At 56.3% G+C, this 15,409-nt stretch carries 14 protein-coding genes; all 14 read left to right on the plus strand.

Features of this window, described 5'->3' with window-relative positions; all coding sequences use genetic code 11:
• Positions 1 to 139: 139 nt before the first annotated feature.
• The 14 genes from YA0848_RS32225 to YA0848_RS36220 all read left to right on the plus strand — a co-directional run bounded on the left by YA0848_RS32225 (position 140) and on the right by YA0848_RS36220 (position 15,384).
• Positions 140 to 889: a DotI/IcmL family type IV secretion protein gene (locus YA0848_RS32225; protein WP_014003937.1), complete on the plus strand. Its 750-nt coding sequence runs from the start codon at positions 140 to 142 to the stop codon at positions 887 to 889.
• A 10-nt stretch (positions 890 to 899) separates the two neighbouring features.
• Complete coding sequence (locus tag YA0848_RS32230) at positions 900 to 2,042, plus strand: DotH/IcmK family type IV secretion protein (RefSeq protein WP_198731501.1); 1,143 nt, start codon at positions 900 to 902, stop codon at positions 2,040 to 2,042.
• A gap of 8 nt (positions 2,043 to 2,050) precedes the next feature.
• Complete coding sequence (gene traO, locus YA0848_RS32235) at positions 2,051 to 3,409, plus strand: conjugal transfer protein TraO (protein ID WP_198731502.1); 1,359 nt, start codon at positions 2,051 to 2,053, stop codon at positions 3,407 to 3,409.
• Positions 3,410 to 3,429: 20 nt separating this feature from the next.
• Positions 3,430 to 4,152, plus strand: coding sequence for a hypothetical protein (locus tag YA0848_RS32240; protein WP_198731503.1), 723 nt, complete (start codon positions 3,430 to 3,432; stop codon positions 4,150 to 4,152).
• Between the two features lie 10 nt (positions 4,153 to 4,162).
• Complete coding sequence (traQ, locus tag YA0848_RS32245; protein WP_014003941.1) at positions 4,163 to 4,696, plus strand: conjugal transfer protein TraQ; 534 nt, start codon at positions 4,163 to 4,165, stop codon at positions 4,694 to 4,696.
• 19 nt (positions 4,697 to 4,715) lie between these two features.
• A complete protein-coding gene (locus YA0848_RS32250; protein WP_014003942.1) occupies positions 4,716 to 5,162 on the plus strand; it encodes a DUF6750 family protein in 447 nt (148 codons plus the stop codon).
• Positions 5,163 to 5,207: 45 nt separating this feature from the next.
• Positions 5,208 to 5,927: an HNH endonuclease gene (locus tag YA0848_RS32255; RefSeq protein ID WP_198731504.1), complete on the plus strand. Its 720-nt coding sequence runs from the start codon at positions 5,208 to 5,210 to the stop codon at positions 5,925 to 5,927.
• A 9-nt stretch (positions 5,928 to 5,936) separates the two neighbouring features.
• Positions 5,937 to 9,017 carry a conjugal transfer protein TraU gene (locus tag YA0848_RS32260; protein WP_134630147.1) on the plus strand — a complete coding sequence of 1,027 codons (3,081 nt, stop codon included), beginning with the start codon at positions 5,937 to 5,939 and terminating at the stop codon, positions 9,015 to 9,017.
• The gene (traW, locus tag YA0848_RS32265; protein ID WP_014003945.1) at positions 9,014 to 10,258 is read left to right on the plus strand and encodes a conjugal transfer protein TraW; all 1,245 of its coding nucleotides are present in this window, start codon (positions 9,014 to 9,016) and stop codon (positions 10,256 to 10,258) included. Before YA0848_RS32260 ends, traW begins: the two co-directional genes overlap by 4 nt.
• Positions 10,258 to 10,851: a hypothetical protein gene (locus YA0848_RS32270; protein WP_198731505.1), complete on the plus strand. Its 594-nt coding sequence runs from the start codon at positions 10,258 to 10,260 to the stop codon at positions 10,849 to 10,851. Before traW ends, YA0848_RS32270 begins: the two co-directional genes overlap by 1 nt.
• Positions 10,848 to 13,025, plus strand: a complete 2,178-nt coding sequence (locus YA0848_RS32275) for a DotA/TraY family protein (RefSeq protein ID WP_198731506.1) — start codon at positions 10,848 to 10,850, stop codon at positions 13,023 to 13,025. Before YA0848_RS32270 ends, YA0848_RS32275 begins: the two co-directional genes overlap by 4 nt.
• Before the next feature lie 122 nt (positions 13,026 to 13,147).
• Entirely contained in the window at positions 13,148 to 13,654 is a 507-nt protein-coding gene (locus YA0848_RS32280; RefSeq protein ID WP_198731507.1) for a hypothetical protein, read from the plus strand.
• Between the two features lie 28 nt (positions 13,655 to 13,682).
• Positions 13,683 to 14,447 (plus strand): hypothetical protein, encoded by a 765-nt coding sequence (locus tag YA0848_RS32285; protein WP_232925231.1) that lies wholly within the window; start codon positions 13,683 to 13,685, stop codon positions 14,445 to 14,447.
• A 25-nt stretch (positions 14,448 to 14,472) separates the two neighbouring features.
• The gene (locus tag YA0848_RS36220) at positions 14,473 to 15,384 is read left to right on the plus strand and encodes a hypothetical protein (protein WP_232925232.1); all 912 of its coding nucleotides are present in this window, start codon (positions 14,473 to 14,475) and stop codon (positions 15,382 to 15,384) included.
• Positions 15,385 to 15,409: the final 25 nt, after the last annotated feature.

Genomic DNA, 15,409 nt, shown 5'->3' on the forward strand with positions numbered 1-15,409 from the left:
GAATTCTGCGGGCTCCCCTTGTAGATATACCGTAAACCCAGAATCCACGCGGCCCCCGTTAACACGGGTCAGCGAAAAGGTTTTTTTGTGTTGACCGATTCCGCATCATGGTTAGAATACGGAAAACGGAGGGGCACACATGACCGACACCAAGGACGCTGCAGCGCCGCATCTTGATCAGCCTGGATCAATGCAGGATCTCGGCCATGCAGCATACGAACGAGAGCTGATGGCCATCGCTGAAAAACTGCATCAGAACAAGGATGCCGTCGATCCAATCGCACGCGATCTCGAAGACCGTAAGCAGTTGGCTAAACATACGTCCAGCATCGTGAAATCAAACCTGGTTTTGTCTTGGGGGCTGGGGATCTCGATCTGCCTGAACTGCGTGTTTGGGTGGTTTGTCATGCACCCGCATTACGTGTACTTCGCAGCCGATGGTCTACGGATCGTCAGGCTGGTTCCTCTCAATGAGCCGTACATTACCGACGCCGAGGCAATTCAGTTTGCCCGTGAAGCTTTGAACCGTTCGATGACGATCAATTTCACCGACTACAGGCAACAGCTTGAGGACGTGCGTGGCGATTGGACCAAACGCGGGTTCGCTCAGTATTTGGAGCAGTTGCAGTCTGCCGGCTACCTGGACCTCGTCAAAACCAAGCGCATGAATATGACGGTTACTACTGAAACCGGTGTGCTTGTGAAATCCGAGATGGTTGACGGTGTTCTCGTGCGCCATATCGAAGTACCGATCGAGATCAAGCTGGTCGGCCAAACCACCGACCTTCAACCCAAGCGATTCATCGCCAAAGTGCCTGTCGCACGTATTCCCACACTGGATTCCATCGTGGGCGTAGGGCTGGACGGCATTGTCACCACGCCCAGGTAAGGAGGAACCCATGATGATGAAATCAGTTTTCGTCGCGTCAATATTGACGCTCGCGATCGGAACAGCTCAGGCGGAGCAACAAGGCAATGGCGCGCCACCCCAAGGCCAACCGATGCAAGGTCAACAGCAGCCCATTCAAGCCCCAAACGGCGGGCAGTGGGTTCGAGTAGAAGGTCCAGCTCGGCAGCCGGGCTTTCCCGCGGCACCTGGTGCTCCACAGCCTGGGGTGAATCCCCAGATGCAGAATGCCTTCCCGCAGACCAACTATGGCCCGGCTAATTACGCAGTCGCCGGGCAACCCGCTGGTGGTTCTCAACAGCAAAACGGCACTGCTCCACTGCCCCCGCTCAACCCACCTGAAAATGACCACTTCGACGAAGCAATGGAAGTTGCGCAACCCTTCACGCCTGAGCAAATCAAACAAATGCGGCAGGCGTTGGAGAACACTCGAAAGGCCAAGGCTTGGCAGCCAGTGCGGGGTATACCTCGCATTTCGAGCGTATCAGTTGATCTGAGCCCTGGCGCATCGATGCCAGTGCTACGCGTGGTTCCAGGCGAACTATCGAACCTCATTGTTCTGGACTCAACGGGAGCGCCCTGGCCACTGGCAGCTACGCCCCGTGTTTCAAACCCCGATCTTTATAGCGCGGAGTGGTTACAGGGCACTCACACAGTGGTGGTATCGACCCCATCGCCTTACGAGACTGGCAGCCTGGCTCTGTACTTGGAAGGCGCTACAACGCCCGTAATCGTCAAGATCGTCAGCGGTGAGCCGGATGGCAAGAAAGATCGGGCTCGAGTGTACGACGCCCGGCTCGATCTTCGCGTTCCCGGCCGAGGCCCACTGGCCAAGGCTGCAGTAATGGGCCCTGGGAAGATCGCGCTTTATGACGACCTGCTGCAGGCGTTCCTGGACGGGATTCCGCCAAAAGAAGCCAAGCAGGTTAAGGCGCAAGGCGCAGTGCCCTCCCATACCCAGATCTGGCAGTACGACGGAAATCTTTACGTCCGTACCCGGCAGGATTTCCAAACCGCATTCGATAACACCTTGGCTGCCGGCGACGGTACGCGCGTGTACCGCTTACCCGTGACTCCCTTCATCACCCTCTCGCAGATGGGTCAGAAAGTCACCCTCCAACTCGATATTTACTGAGGTAGCGCATGAGCACTCAAGCTGACATTGGAAGGCAGACCAAGGTAACCATCCTCGCGGCAGCAATTGCTGTCGCAGCCCTCGGCTATGCAGGCTACACCTGGCTCAACAGCCGTCATCAAACCAGCTCTAACCTCGGCGCGATAAGCGCTGATGGGAAAGGGGGGGCTACTCAGGAGAGCGAGGCCTATCGCCAGGTCCTGGAGAAGTACAACCACAACAACGCTAAACAGGCGGAATCAAACGGGCAGTCATACATGTCCGTGATGTCCACTACGCAAGCATCTCCAGCGGATACCTCGGACAAGGCAGGTGCGGGCCAGCAGCAACAACCCCAGGTCAACTACTACTACCAAGCACCTCCGCAGCCCCAGCAGCCTGTTGAGCGCAATAAAGAAATGGACAAGCTTGTCGCGCAACAGGTCGACGCGTTCATGAGCGGGTGGACGGTGAAAACCCATGGAACCGGCACTACTACTCAGGAGCAGGCGTACTCGCAATCCATCAAACCCGCTTCCCTGACTGGAGTAGGCGGTACGGCCGGTAGTCCAGGCGCTGCGCAAACCTCGAATTCGCGCTCCGGCAAGGCTCAGGACCAGGTTGTCGTGGATGGATTTTTCCTGACGCCTGCCCTGCTTAAAACAGAGCTCGACACTGATGAGAATTCGATGGTTACAGCTGAGGTTCCCGGAGGCCGACTCGCCGGCGCACGGGTCTTCGCGATGGGCTACAAGCGCCTCAATGAAACCATCGACATGACCTTCACCTATATGGAATGGAAGGGGCGCAGTTACAAGATCACAGCCAAAGCTGTTGATCCTGAAAGCATGCGTACTGCTCTGTCCGGTGATGTAAACAACCGCTACTTCAGCCGAATCATTCTCCCGGCTCTGGCGCTGGCCATCGGCAAAACGGGCCAACTTTACGAGCGCTCCGCCTCGGAGAACATCATCACCAGCGAGGGCGCAGTAATCCAGACGTACCCCACTACCCCTAGTGGGAAAGCAGTCGCGGGCACCTTTGCGGGCGGTATTGGCCAACAAGCCGGGCAGGTGCTGGACAATGACGCCGCAAACATGCCACAGAAACAAGTAATCCGTCCGATCAACTCCACGATCGGTATTCAGTTCGTAGGGCCGGTGCTGGCCAGTGACCAACTGGAAAAAGACGCGCTGATGGCGAATCAGAAAGCTGAGCTGAATACGCTCGGTCAACCAGGTGGCCAACCTCAGCAGCAGTACCGCCTCTCACCGAATGCCGCAGGTGCCACCAACTCAAACGGGTTCGGCGGGTACCAGGGTGTCTCGCCAGGATACGGCCAGCAGTACATGGGCCAGCCAACCATCATCGATCCAACTCGCTACTGAGTTAGGGCAGGGGACTTCAGATGACTACACAAGCAGCGGAAGAGTTGGACATTTTCAACCCCGGCGGTAAGCCGAGTAAACAAGCTGAGACGTCGAAATCTCAGACGCAACAGCCTGAGAAAACGCCTCCGGTTAACGCGATACAGGGCGATCGCAAGAAACGCATTGCCAACGTCATCAATCGGATCGAGGCCTGGCACTTTTTGGTGTTGGCGGTAGTGCTGGCAGTACTGTTTGTACTAGTACCAAAAATGCTTCCAAAGGCGCAAACCAGCGCCCCACAGCAGGCCACCCCCGTTCAACAAGCGGCACCTTTGAGCAATGTTTCGGATGTGCTTGCACCACAAGAGCCAGTAGCACCCGCTGCAGACCCGGAACAGGCGGGTATCACTGCCGACCAGTTGAACGCGCTCAATGAACAAGTCCGGAGCCTGGGCGGGATCGTCGTCGGACTTCAAAAGACCATCGACGAATTGGAAGCCAAGGTTTCTCTCCTTGAAGCCGCCCCTGCGGCGGGCAAAAAAGTAGTGCAGCAACAGGCAGTGCGCCGCCAACCACAAGCAACACATCCTTCGGCAGTGGCTGGCTATCGCCTGAACACCGTTTATGCAGACCAGGCATGGATTGAGCACGGTGAAAAAACCTTCGTTGTGCAGGTAGGCGATCTCGTAGATGGGGTGAAGATCATTGGTATTGATCCAGTGGCCCGTCGAGTCACTACTTCGCGTGGCGTGATTCGCTGAGGAACCAAAAATGGATCTGGCGAGCATGATCATCTCGGCGGCCAACACTTTGGTCGCCGCACTTTGGGGGTTGCTCTGGTCCTTGAGCGCACTCGCTGGGATGGTTTACGCCGGTAGCGTTCTGCGGCGGATGCAGCTGGCCACCATCGAGCCTGGCCATCGTCCAATTACCCTCGGAAGCACCTTTGCGGTGCTGGTGATTGGCGCTGCTCTGTTCAACATGTCCGGGATGATCACCACAACTTGGAACAGCTTCGGTACCGGCGGAACAACCTACGGTGCCATCTCCTACAGCGGCGCCGAGAATTTCGGCAAGTTCAAGGAAGCAGTAAACGCTGTGCTGACCCTGGCAGCTTTTGCAGGGGGGTGTTTCTTCTTCAAGGGCCTGTTGCTTATGAAAAAAGCAGTCCTTGAAGGAGAGGGCTCGCAGGGAGCGGACGACGCAGTTTGGCGCGGCCTCACCCACATGATTTTCGGTGCTGCGTTGACCCATGTCGACAAAGTGATCGAGGCCTTTCAGGCCACCTTCCAACTCTATTGGTAACAACACTAGGAGCGTCATCATGAAATTCAAACCTTTCGAGTTCGCTGTCGATGCAGTTCGCCGTGGTCACATCCGTCTGTTGACCAAGGTTGAGGAATACAAGGCCGATCCCGTGCAGCGGGGAATCATGCTCATGGGCGCAGGCCTCACCATGTCAACGCTGTTCGTCACCAAGGCTGCGTATGCGGATGGTCTCGCTGGCATGGCCGAGAAGGGCAGTGAACAGGGCGACTCCATCAAAGACAGCCTCGGTCCAATTTTCCTGGCCGTCGGTTTCGCGTTGGCGTCCTTCGGCGGATTGAACGCCTGGAAAAAAACCAACGATGAAAACTCGCGCATCACCGGTAAGCAGATTTGGGGGCCATTCCTCTCTGGTGCTGCCCTTGGTGGCACTGGCTTCATGATGACCACTGCCGGCGAGACCGTTGGTATCAGCGGCAGCGAGTTTGGCAAGGTTCCGAACTGACTACGACCACTCGGCAGCCTGAAACATGGCTGCCTTGGAGACTGCATGAGCGACGTAAAACAGGATCAGACAGTACCGGTATCGGGGCTTGGGAAAAACTTCGAGAAGCCAGTTCTGCCGTTGATGGCCATGGCCACAAAAGCGCGTGTGTGGGGCGATGCCACTCCAGGCGCTATTGAGCCGAACCCGGCACAGCTGACGACCGAAATGCGGGCGACCATTACCCGCCAGGCGCAGGGGCAGTGCTATTTCTGCGGTATACACGCTCGTGCCGGTCATGTTCATAACATCAACCACAACCATCAGGATCTACGGCCGGAAAACCTCCGGCTTGTAGATCCGCTGTGTCATGGGTGGCAGCACCTGGGAGAAATCGACGACGGTGATGCCTTCATCGCATACCTCCCGGGCTTGTCTCCCCAGGACGCGAATCATCTGCAGCGAGCCACCATGATCGCCCTGGAAACCGGGGACGAACAAACAAAGGCGGACGCGAAAAAAATCCTCAACTGGATGGCTTCCCATCGGGAATACACCGAAAAGGCCTGGGGTACTCACTCGCCCAAAATTTTCGCTGAGGCGATGACACGCCTGGGCAAGGTCGACGCCGATATTAACTCCCTCGTTTTCCAAGGGTTGAGCGTCATCTTCAATCCCGCACAGTTCAGCCATGTTGTAAAAGGCTGGGCACAGGATGCGTACGGTGCAGCACCCACCTCAACGTGGGCCCAGATTCATCACGATGTGATGAACGCGCCGAGCTAAGGAGGCAGCATGGGACTTCTTGATAAGTGCGTGGATGCACTGGAAGGTACCTTGGAGTACCTCGCAAAACACTTCATTCACAAAGACATGACCAGTTACTGCGAACTGGCCACTGCTGTGGGGTTGACCGATGCCGATATCGAGAAATCCCCGGATCTCAAAGATCCTTACACCTTGGTCAATAGCGATTACTCGCTGCTGACAGTATTCGATCTCCAAGGTACCTACCAGATGCTCTCTGAAGCTGAGTTTTCAGAGATGCTGGAGTCGTTGCGTGTCCGCATGACTGGCTATATGCGCGAGAAAGGGCATAGCCTCACGTTCAGCTTCGAGCGTGATCCGGAACGGGCCACCGATGAATTGATGCGTCTGGCCGAACCGCTACTGAACACTGCACGGCGCATCGGTTTGAAAAGCGAGGACATCATCCTTGACCGCGTGAAGCGCAACGCTCCGCACTGTGCTTGGGAACAAAACCTGTTGGTTGTGTACACGCACCTGACTTCGTTGAGTAACGAGGAACAGGATCGCGAGCTCGGCGAGCTGAGTAAGAAGGCATCAAAACACAAGCTCCCGCGACTGGTTTACGGGCAGAACCCTGCATTTGCCCTTGCCGCTCTCAAATATCGGCATGACACGATGATTGAGCGACTCATGGATGACTTCATCTCGTGCGGGGTCGAGGGTAAGAAAGGCATCATGATGAAGCCTCTAAGCGCCCACGAGGCGGCTAAGCGCATCAGGATCATGTTGAACCGCGAAGGTACTTCCCAGAAATTCCGCCCTCAGATCGTGGGTGATCGCTTTATGTTTCGCGGGGCTACCGATGCAAAGGATTTCTCGGAACTTGTGCCGCCGCGGCTTAGCTATCAGATCTGCAGCAACGATGTGGAACCCGTAGGCAATTACGTCAAAACTGACAGCCTGTGGCACGGCTCGCTTGCGATGGAGCTTGGCCCACAAGACGTTGTGCACTTCACCAAACTCTTTTCGGCCGTTGGCAAGAAGGACCCGTGGAGGATTCGATTCGATATCGCACCTGGCGGTCTTTCGATGATGCGCGCCCGAAGATTGATGGTTGGTTTCGTCGGGGTTCTTCCAGACAACAGGGCTATTCGTGATTCCTTCAAAAGTCTGGAGACCATCGCGAGGGATGAAGCGGTGATGTCTATGAAGATCATGGCTTCTTCTTGGAGTACCACAAAAGCGGACCTCGAGACACGCCTTTCTCGACTGGAAAAAGCCATTCAGTCCTGGGGTACCTGCCAAGTTCAAAAAACGCATGGCGATCCCATGGCCGCACTTGCTTCTTCAATCCCTGGCTTTACCACCAAAAATACCGCTAACCGGCTTCTGCCCCCCCTCAAGGAAGCCATGAACATGTTGCCGCTTCAGCGGCCGGCAACCCCGTGGCCCGACAATGGCTCGTGGATCACGCGAACACCAGACGGGAAGATTTACCCCATTGGCCTCGGCAGCTCGATTCAGGATACCTGGATCGAGCTTGTCTCAGGCATCCCGGGCTCAGGTAAGTCAGTTGCAGCTAACTGCATGCACAACGCAACTCTTCATCGTCCGGGTGCTACCCAGCTCCCCTTGCTGACGATTGTGGATGTTGGTCCATCGTCTTCAGGCCTGATCCAGATGATCCAGGATTCGCTGCCAGATCATCGTAAGGCTGAAGCTGCGTATCTCAGACTGCAGAACAGCCGCGATTTCGCGTCGAATCCATTTGACCCCCAGCTGGGGGCGCGTCAGCCCACTCGCCGCGAGCGCGAATATTGCGTCGACTTCTTGAACTTGCTCTGTGCCAGCGTCGCCACTGATGGCCAAGGCGGGGCAAAAGCCCGCACGCCATCCGACTGTGCCGCGGTCAACGAAATGCTGATGACCCTTGTATATGACGACAAAGCGGGGCGGGGAGCGAATCAGTATGAGCCGGATGTAGTGCCTGCGGTCGATAAGGTACTAGCCGAGTCGGGGATCAGCGCTGAGCATGATGAAAAGTGGTGGAGCGCTGCAACCTGGTACGAAGTGACTGACATGCTGTTCGCCGCAGGCTATGTGCGTGAAGCGACCTATGCACACCGCCAGGCTTCCCCTGTCCTGCCCGACTTCACTGCCATGCTGAACAACGAAGGCGTGCGTCAAACCTTCGGTGAAATCAAAACCGCCGCAGGCGAACCGCTGCTGAAATACATGGGCCGTTGCTTCACATTGGCATCGACGACCTACGCCGTTTTTTCCGGTCGTACCCGATTTGAAGTCGACTCGACGACACGAGTCATTTCGGTGGACCTCAATGACGTGATTGGATCGAAAACACCTGAGGGCTCGATCAAAACGTCCTGCATGTACATGTTTGCCCGCCACCTGGGGGCCAAGAACTACTTCTTGCGCGAAGAAGACATCCGTCTCGTAGCTCCGCCACTTTACCTCGATTACCACCTGAAACGTGCTGAGGATGTGGCTTCGCAGCAGAAAACCATCGCTTATGACGAATGGCACAACACCGAGGGCATGGATACACCAGTGCAAACGCTGGTGAAGGACGGTCGCGAAGGCAGGAAATGGGGTATCCGAATCATGGTGATTTCCCAGTATCTGCGCGACTTCCCACTTGCTCTGCTCAACGCGGCCACATCGGTCTACGTGTTGCGAGGCGGCAACGTAGATGATGAAAACGTGCTGCGCGAAACCTTCAAGGTATCGCACGAAACGATCCAGCAACTGCACCTGCAGTGCACGGGTCCAGGGCGCAATGGCGCGAATATGCTCGCCCTGTTCAAGACGAACCAAGGCACGATCACCCAGATATTGACCAACACAACTGGTCCACTTGAGCTCTGGGCAATGTCCACCACCCAACAGGATACGGCGCTGCGAACCGAGTTGTACAAGCGGATCGGTCCTATGGCTGCTCGCCAGGTTCTGGCCAAACGCTTCCCTCTTGGCACCGCCAAGTCGCACATCGAAGCACTCGAATACGCTTCCACATCCAATGCCAAGCTGAGTGTTGTGAAGCAACTGGCAGAGGATCTGGTTACCGCGTATTACGCCGAACAAAACCCCCGAGGAGAACACGCATGAAGACCATATTCCGCATTACTCCTCTGGCCGTAGCTCTCTTGATCGGCTCCGCAGCTTCAACTCCCGCCTACGCGCTTTGCGACGGCTGCGTCGTAGGCGCGATCGGAACCTCAACTATCACGTTGACCGGGGCGATCGCCGCTACTACAGCCTCAGTGAGTGCCATGAACCTGTCGGTTAGCCAGCTGCTTTACCAGGTGGGTACCGCGACTACCCAAGGCGCGAGCAAGGTTGCCAATACCATTGAAACTGCTGCTCGGGTTCAACGGGAGTTCGACGCGAATCAGGAGCGTAGCCGTCGCTACGAGAATGCCCGTCAGAACTACTACGTGCCCAACTCGATCTGCAGCGAATCCGGTTCGGGCGGTTTCAATGAAGTCAGGGCGGGGGTTGCAGCAGTAAAAGCCTCTATCCGCACAGGGGGAGGGGGCAAAGCTGCCAGCACCAAAATCAACCAAGCTCTCACTGCTCCAGCCCAGCCGCCATCGATCGATGCCATGCGCTCGGCAAGCATCCATGCTGACTACTGCGATACCGATGATTACGCTGCATATGGTGGGGCAACAGCTTGCCCAGCCGTTTCGACGACCATGCCCGGGGCCGACAAACGCCTCGACTCGTTGACTATCGGCGCGGGCAAGGATGGCAAGGACCAGGACCTCACCTTTACTCAGGCGCAAACCGACGCAGCCAGAATGTACACGCAGAACTCCGCGCGGCGTTCTGTGGCCCCCCAGCTCAAGAAGGGGCAGGCTGAATCTGACGCTGGTGTCCAGTACATCGGCCTGATGAACCAGTACAACTCGATCATCTCCGCTGCGACGGATCCTCAAGATCAAATGATCGCCGCAAGCCAGCCACTGGACTCAACTAAAGATCTGCTCAAAGAGGCACGGTCCTCAAAATCGGCTGAGTCCTACTACCAAAAGATTGCCTCGGCAGAAGCTAAGCGCACGGGAACCATGTCGGCCCGCGAATTCGAGTACTTCGAGGTGGGGCGGCGATACGCGAACACAGAGTATCAGGCTGATCTGCAGAACATGACAGGCGATAACCTGGTGCGTGAGCAGATCCGTGTCCAAACGCAGACCAACTGGTTGCTCCTCGAACTTCGCAACGATGTGACCCGCGGGAACATCATCAACGGTCTGAACCTGGCCAGCTCTGCACGGCAGGAATTTGAGCCTGTCTTGGGTGAAAAATACCGGGCTGTTAACGGTCGCATGGGGGGGGCCAACTGATGAGCGAGGAAAAGCAGCAGTCTTCCAAGGTCCGCCGGGGGCTGTCCATCGGGCTCCACCTGGTGATTCCGTTCTGGGCCATGCGTCAGACTTATCGACTGGCCAAAAATGAAGTTTCCAGGTCCAAGGAGCATTTAGAAATCATTCGGCAGTTGTCGGCCGAAGCAAAGGAAACACTGCGCGACCGTCGTGAGATGGAAGAAAGTGAGCAGCAGTCGTTCAGCGAGGCGATGAATAATCGCAAGCCTGGAGCCATGTCCATTACTGAGCTCTATCGTTACTTTCTGTCTCGCAAGCGCGCCTGCCAGCTGGCAGCCTTGGTCTTGGGACTCTTTGCAGTGCTCGGTATTCTGCTTGGAGTCCATTTCGAATCGTCGAAAGGGGTGGTCCAGGGCTTGCTCTCGATCGCCACGGCAATGCCTCTGCTCTTCGCAATGGCTCTGAGCGCCCAACTGCGGCTATGGCAGCTCAAGACGCAGCGCCTTTCAAAGGAGGAAAAAGGTGGCTTGAAGGACTTCATTCGGGAGAACCGGAACTGGTTCCGGCAGCTGCTCGATCCTGAATACGGCCACGGGAAAGGAGGCCGACCATGAGAATTCAACGCAAAGCGTTTGCCGTGGTTGCTGCCATGCTCTGCAGCACCTTGGCTTGGGCTGACAGCACCACACTGGGCGAAATCTCGGAAGCTGCCAAGCGTAGCGGCGATAAATCGCGAGAAGCGCTTGTCTCCATTTATGGCCAGGTCGTGAACAACCCGTTGGCCTCGGCCGGCGGAACTGGCGACACTATCCTCGCAAATATCTTCCAGGTGTTTAACAGCGCATTACTTGTCGTAGGTGCGATGTGGGCCTGCTATATCGTATTCCGCAAGCTGACGCGCACTGCCCACGATGGCTCGATCTTCGACCGTCAGCAGTCCTCGTCGTGGGGACCGGTGCGTCTTGTGTGGGGTGTCGTGTCGCTGGTCCCTACTGCCAACGGTTGGTCGCTCTCGCAGCTGTTGATGCTGTGGTCGGCGTCAGTAATGGGGGTTGGTGTGGCCAACCTCGGCGTAGATGCTGCGATTTCCAGTTTTGAAGACGGCCAATCGATGGTCGTGCAACCTATCATGCCCTCAACCGCCGCTCTGGCGCACAGCGTGTATGAAGCCAACCTCTGCTTGCACGGCATCAATGCCGGCATCGCTCAAGCCCAAGCAAGTGGTGGCCTGGTCATCCCAGGCGGCTACATCCAACAGACCGCTACTAACAAAGGGTTCATCCTCAAAAACAACAGCTTCGTCTGTGGCGGGGCGGACATCAGCGGCGACCTCACAGCACAGGCGGCCTCCACGAACATTATCAGCGGCACGATCGATGTTGCTGATATCAGGAAGGCGCACCTAGATGCTCTGAAGGCCATGCAAGCATCCCTGAGCCAGTCGGCCCAGTCGTTTGTGAATGCCTCTGTACAACGTGCCAGTGGGTCGAAAACGGCCCTTCCCGACAGTGAGTACGCCATCCAGATCGCAGCCCAGACCTACGAAAATTCGGTGAACAAGGTCGCCGGAACCAAGCAAGGGGACATCAAGCGACTCGCGCAGGAACTCAGCTCAAACATCGGCAAGTCGGGATGGTGGGTATTGGGTGCTTGGTATCAGACTTTCGCTCAAGCGAATACCAAGCTATCTGACGCCATGGCCGCGAAAGCAACCGTGTTCGGCATGTCGACCAGCGGTGATCCCTCAGTCGTATCCGTGTACGACGAAGCCTACGCGGCCTATAAAGCCCAGCAGGAAACGACCTCCTATACGCCTACAGCAGGCACCAGTGCTACCGGCGACTACTCCAAAGGCGTAGTGGGCGCGGATGCGGGTAACATCATCGGGAGTATGTTCGCTGCGCCTGGCCAGCGAATCGTGAACTACCTGATCGACGTGAATGCCGGCGGCGAAGGTCTGGGGCAGCTCAATCCCCTAATCAAAATGAAGAACCTGGGCGACTACACGATGGTTGCGGCCGAGACGGCTATGGGCGCCTATGTAACCGCGAAGGCCATCGAGAAGGTGAAGGATGGTTGGAGTGTCGCCGGCGTATTTGCCAAGGTGGCAAACGCTGTGACATCGGTTGGTGATGCTTTGAGCGGCGTGCTTGAAGGTGTATCACCTTTCATCATTGGCCTCGTCTTGGCGCTCTTCATCCTGGGCGGTACGCTCTCGACATATCTCCCCATGGTTCCATTCATCATCTGGTTCGGGGCCGCGGTCAACTGGTTGGTAGTGGTTGGCGAAGCAATCATTGCGGCGCCACTGTGGGCCTTTACGCATTTGGGTAGCGAAGGGGAGGGCATGGGCCACAAAACCTCCCATGGCTATATTTTCCTGCTGAACGTGATGATTCGCCCTGCACTGATGGTTGTCGGTTTCTTCTTGGGCGGGGCTGCGCTGATCGCAGGAGGCTCGTTGCTCAACCAATGCTTCGGTATTGCCCTGGCCAACGCCCAGTTCGACTCTGTGACGGGATTGTTCTCGATCATCTTCTACTTGGCGATCTACTGCAGCATGTGTTTGACCTTGGTCCATAGCTGCTTCAACCTGATCCTGATCGTTCCCGACCAAGTCATTAACTGGGTCGGTGGTCACGCTGCAGCATCGGTGGGCCGTGAAGACAATGAACGTATGCGCAACGCGATGAACATCTTCGGTAGCCGCCTCGAGCACTTGGCGCCCAAAGGGGGAGCTGGGGGTGACAACAGACGTACTAAGGGAGGCGATGGGATCAAGGGATGATCAAATCGGGGGCCTTCGGGCCCCTTATCAATTGGAGCATTGACCTGTCAATGGGTCATGGTAGAATGAACCTAACCTAATTCCGTATTGTGTATCTCATACGGACTTCAGAGGGGATCGATATGAACATTATCTGGTGGATCCTTCGTCCTTTTTATTGGCTCGGTCTGTTGCCAGTGATTGCCGTATTCCTGGTCGCCTGTGCCCAATTTTCCAGAGACTCAGAGGTATCGCTGGGGATCATGGCCATCGCGCTGGTGTATTTCGGGCTCGGCTACCTGCTGTTCTCGGTAGCTCCACGTTATTTCAAATCGCGCCTCGATCGCATGGTCGAGAAGGTCAAGCTGACAGGCTTCAATCCGAGCCATGAAGCCGTCTCGGTGATGTTCAACCGCTACGTCGGCTTTGATGCCGCTGCCAAGAAGGCCTTGTACGTAGACGTCAACTTGAACAGCACGACCATCATTGATTTCGATCAGGTGTCCAGCTGGGAGCTGGTACCCGATAAAAGCCCGCACTTACTGTTTAAGTTAGTCACCCGCGTTCCGAACCTGCATGAAATCGGGGTACGCATCAAGGCGAACCAGTTCGGTGCCTGGAAGTCGGATATGCACTCTTTGTTCGGCTGACCGCAAAATTCAACGGAATTGATGCTTTATGAACCTGAAAATGACTGCTGCAGCATGTGTTGTGATGGGGCTCCTGACTGGATGCAATGACAAGGAAGCACCGGCACCAGTATCTACACCTAAGCAGAGCCAGAGCGCACAGACGCCGCCCGCGACACCGGAAAAGCCTGCACAGGTGATCGACACTTCTGTACCGCTGAACCAGTACCAGGACCTGGCTGGCAACAACGGCAAGCCTCTGACGTACCTAGTGCTTGCTAAAGCGCCTGGCGCAACGACGGAGGACAAGATGAGCTACCTCTCCGCCGACTATCAGGCTACCAGCGACGCCTTCAAGCGCAAGGACATAGAAGCGGCTCAGTGGCCGGCATTCGAGGCCTCCTTGAAATCCTATGCTGCCAATGATTATTACTCGCTGCCGATCTCCGGTTTTGGTGTATCGAGCGTGTTGAGCATGCAAAACGTTTCTGTGGGCCCATACGATTTCAATACGCAGTCTTTCCCTCTCACCAGCTACGGGCAGTACTGCTGGGCGAATCCTGTTCGCAATGCTCAAGGAATGAACCTGCAGGTTAAGCCGTCGGCGTTCCCATGCAGCCTGGAAATCAAAGACTCAGCCCAGGCTCGGATCATTGAGGAGGCCCGAGCAAAAGGCAGCCTTGACCTGCGGGGCACCTTGTACTTGTACATCCCGGAAGCCGATGGCAACACCGCAGTCGGTCAGGTCGTGCGCGGCTCGATCGACCTGGTAGACCAACAAACTAATCAGGTTATGGCGAATTTCACCATGTGACGATCCGAAGCGAAGGAGGTGGCCTATGAAGCAACTAGTGACTCGTGAGCCGTGGTGGGCTCAACCGCCCAAACCAGGGCAAAGTGACAAAGACTGCACATGGGGCTACCTCGAACGCTACGACGATGGATCGTTTTCGTTCGACCAGGCCAATCGCCCAAGCGATGAAGAAATTCAAAACCGAAAGGGATGCCGGGTGCCGCCGCACTCTACGTCGCCCTCGACCGGGATTTTACAAGGCAAGGAGACTTCGATGAGTGCGAGCTCGATTCAAGAATGGCAAGGCGTCCTGCAGGACATTGCTGAACAAAAACGGCATCGCCTGACGGGCAGTGAATACAAAGAGGTCATCGCCGCGATCGAGGCGCAGCCCAAGGACATTGAAAGCCAGCACATAGCGCGTCAGTTGGTGGCCAAGCTGGCTCAGCACCAAGGGCACGAATCCGAAGCTCCCTTTCGTGATCAAGGCCTGAATCGGGTGTTCAACGTTGAAAAGTTGCCCGCAGCGCCTGCAGAAGGCGACGAACGTCTGCGGGAACGCGTCATCGCTGGTACCACTATCTTCAAGTCACGTGAATTCGATCATACGTCCGAGCCTTCAAAGCTCAACGATCGCGGGGAGCCTGGCCGCCTGGTCCACGGGAAACGCCTCGACGTCTTCCACAATACCGAAGGCCCGGGAGACAAATTCGAAGTGTTCCAGGTGCGGACCTCCACACACATTCCTTACAGCACTGGCATCCCAGGCAAACCAGTGGATGGTGAGCGCAAGCCTCAAGGGGTGTTCCATAGCTTTGATGAGGCTGGGAAGAGCATCGACAAGACGGTGGGGGTGATGAGGCATTCTGAGCTGATCAGACAGCGCCAGGCCGAGCATGGCATTCACTGGAAGGAAGCCCCACCAGCGCCGAAGCCCCGGGCTCCACGGCCAGCATAACCATCCAGAGAGGGCTACGGCCCTC

The organism is Pseudomonas sp. S4_EA_1b (assembly GCF_016307435.1).
GTDB lineage: Bacteria > Pseudomonadota > Gammaproteobacteria > Pseudomonadales > Pseudomonadaceae > Aquipseudomonas > Aquipseudomonas rhodesiae.

Coding starts and splice junctions, on each gene's coding strand:
- YA0848_RS32225 (WP_014003937.1), top strand. CDS start 140: ATGACCGACACCAAGGACGCTGCAGCGCCGCATCTTGATCAGCCTGGA.
- YA0848_RS32230 (WP_198731501.1), top strand. CDS start 900: ATGATGATGAAATCAGTTTTCGTCGCGTCAATATTGACGCTCGCGATC.
- traO (WP_198731502.1), top strand. CDS start 2,051: ATGAGCACTCAAGCTGACATTGGAAGGCAGACCAAGGTAACCATCCTC.
- YA0848_RS32240 (WP_198731503.1), top strand. CDS start 3,430: ATGACTACACAAGCAGCGGAAGAGTTGGACATTTTCAACCCCGGCGGT.
- traQ (WP_014003941.1), top strand. CDS start 4,163: ATGGATCTGGCGAGCATGATCATCTCGGCGGCCAACACTTTGGTCGCC.
- YA0848_RS32250 (WP_014003942.1), top strand. CDS start 4,716: ATGAAATTCAAACCTTTCGAGTTCGCTGTCGATGCAGTTCGCCGTGGT.
- YA0848_RS32255 (WP_198731504.1), top strand. CDS start 5,208: ATGAGCGACGTAAAACAGGATCAGACAGTACCGGTATCGGGGCTTGGG.
- YA0848_RS32260 (WP_134630147.1), top strand. CDS start 5,937: ATGGGACTTCTTGATAAGTGCGTGGATGCACTGGAAGGTACCTTGGAG.
- traW (WP_014003945.1), top strand. CDS start 9,014: ATGAAGACCATATTCCGCATTACTCCTCTGGCCGTAGCTCTCTTGATC.
- YA0848_RS32270 (WP_198731505.1), top strand. CDS start 10,258: ATGAGCGAGGAAAAGCAGCAGTCTTCCAAGGTCCGCCGGGGGCTGTCC.
- YA0848_RS32275 (WP_198731506.1), top strand. CDS start 10,848: ATGAGAATTCAACGCAAAGCGTTTGCCGTGGTTGCTGCCATGCTCTGC.
- YA0848_RS32280 (WP_198731507.1), top strand. CDS start 13,148: ATGAACATTATCTGGTGGATCCTTCGTCCTTTTTATTGGCTCGGTCTG.
- YA0848_RS32285 (WP_232925231.1), top strand. CDS start 13,683: ATGAACCTGAAAATGACTGCTGCAGCATGTGTTGTGATGGGGCTCCTG.
- YA0848_RS36220 (WP_232925232.1), top strand. CDS start 14,473: ATGAAGCAACTAGTGACTCGTGAGCCGTGGTGGGCTCAACCGCCCAAA.